This is a genomic window from Nakamurella sp. (assembly GCF_048594475.1).
Classification (GTDB): domain Bacteria; phylum Actinomycetota; class Actinomycetes; order Mycobacteriales; family Nakamurellaceae; genus Nakamurella.
Map to the genome: position 1 here is coordinate 1 of NZ_JBMDXT010000230.1, position 1,667 is coordinate 1,667.

General features: G+C 75.2%; 2 protein-coding genes and 1 pseudogene. 2 read left to right on the plus strand and 1 reads right to left on the minus strand.

Annotated elements, in window-relative coordinates:
• A pseudogene (locus ACOJUF_RS10870) lies at positions 1-537 on the minus strand (molybdopterin-binding oxidoreductase); the annotation flags it as partial.
• Between the two features lie 192 nt (positions 538-729).
• Between ACOJUF_RS10870 and sigK the strand changes: the two are divergent.
• Together sigK and ACOJUF_RS10880 are read left to right on the plus strand one after the other, a co-directional pair.
• The gene (sigK, locus tag ACOJUF_RS10875; protein WP_420121869.1) at positions 730-1,344 is read left to right on the plus strand and encodes an ECF RNA polymerase sigma factor SigK; all 615 of its coding nucleotides are present in this window, start codon (positions 730-732) and stop codon (positions 1,342-1,344) included.
• The coding region (locus tag ACOJUF_RS10880) for an anti-sigma factor family protein (RefSeq protein WP_420121870.1) at positions 1,341-1,667 on the plus strand (327 nt) is incomplete at its 3' end. The genes sigK and ACOJUF_RS10880, both read left to right, overlap by 4 nt.

The following is a 1,667-nucleotide window of genomic DNA, read 5'->3' on the forward strand; positions in this document are numbered from 1 at the left end:
GGCGGCCGGAGCGGGAACGAGCTGCCGGCGGAACACGGCGACCAGGAACCACAACCCGGCCACCGCGCCGGCCAGCAGCGGCAACAGGTCCAGCGGAGAGGAATCGGTCCGGGTCAGGATCGCCGCCGCGGTCACCACCACCAGCACCCCGGCCAGCCCGACGGCGACCCGCGGCCGGTCCCGGGCGACGATCCCGACGGCGGCGCCGGCGACCAGCATCGTCAGGCCCATGCCGACCAGCAGGGCGGCCTTGTCGTTGGTGCCGAACGTGCTGATCGCGAACTGCTTGAGCCACTCCGGGGTGAGGGCGATGAAGGTCTGGCCGAGCGCACCCAGCGGGGACGACGCCGGCCCCAGCCAGCCCAGCAGCTGGCCGGCGGCCGACAGCAGTTCGGCCACCCCCAGCGTCAGGCCGAGCGCGACGATGCCGACCAGACCGGACAGCGCGAGGCCGGGCCGCCAGCCGGCGGTCGGCGGATCGGTCGGCGCGCCGGCCGGGGTGGTCCGGCCGGCCGGGACTTCGTTGGAGACGGCCACCTCACCATGGTCCGCCCACCGGGCGCGGGCGGCCCGGCCGGTCCCCGGCCCGTCACCGGGTCGTAAGAACCTCGTGTTCACGCATCGCAGACGTACGATCACTCGATGCAACCGGTGGGCCGGACCCATCCGGCCGGACATGCCCGCCGAATGACCGGTGGACGATGAAAACCCCCGCACAAGGGACCGCCGATGCCTGAATCCCCATCCGCCCGCGCGGGCCGGCCGCTGGCCGCCGTGCCCGGCGACCCACCCGACCCGGGGCGCACCCCCGAGGAACTGCTGCGGCTCACCGCGATGGGTCGGGAGGACGCCTTCGAGCAGCTCTACGACGCCTTCGCGGCGCGGGTGTTCGGCCTGGCCCGCCGGGTCGTGCGGGATCCGAGCCAGGCCGAGGAGGTCGCCCAGGAGGTGTTCCTGGAGATCTGGCGGCGGGCCAGCCGCTACGACCGGACCAAGGGGTCGGCGACCTCCTGGATCATGACGCTCACCCATGCCCGGGCGGTCGACCGGGTGCGGTCGGCCCAGGCGGCCACCGATCGCGAGCTCCGGGTCGCCCACGCGTCGACCGAGCGGGACGTGGACACGGTCGTCGAGGCGGTCGAATCCGGCTTCGAGCGGCGGGCGGTGCAGCGCTGCCTGGGTACGCTCACCGAGCTGCAGCGCGAGTCGATCACCCTGGCGTACTTCAGCGGTTACACCTACCGCGAGGTGGCCGAACTGCTCACCGCACCTCTGCCGACCATCAAGACCAGGCTGCGCGACGGCCTGATCCGGCTCCGTGACTGCCTGGGGGTGACCTCGTGACCGCTCCGGACATGCACCTGGACACCGGGGCGCTGGCTCTCGGGGCGCTGCCGCCGGACGAGTTGGCCGCCGCCGAGGCCCACGTCGACGGTTGTGACCCGTGCCGCGAGGAACTGGCCGGCTTCCGGGAGACGGTGGTGCGGCTGGCCGCCGTCGCCGCCGAGGCGCCGCCGGCCTCGCTGCGCCGCTCGGTGCTGGCCGCCGTCGCGGTCACGCCCCAGCTCCCGCCGATCGGCGGCTCGGCCGGTGGGGCCGGCCGGGCCGCGGCTCCCGTCCCTCCGGGGCCGACCGCGCCGGAGCCGGGGCCGACCGCCCCGGAGCCC

What these genes read in the sequence shown, in the direction of transcription:
- sigK (WP_420121869.1), top strand. Translation starts at nt 730, where the DNA reads ATGCCTGAATCCCCATCCGCCCGCGCGGGCCGGCCGCTGGCCGCCGTG.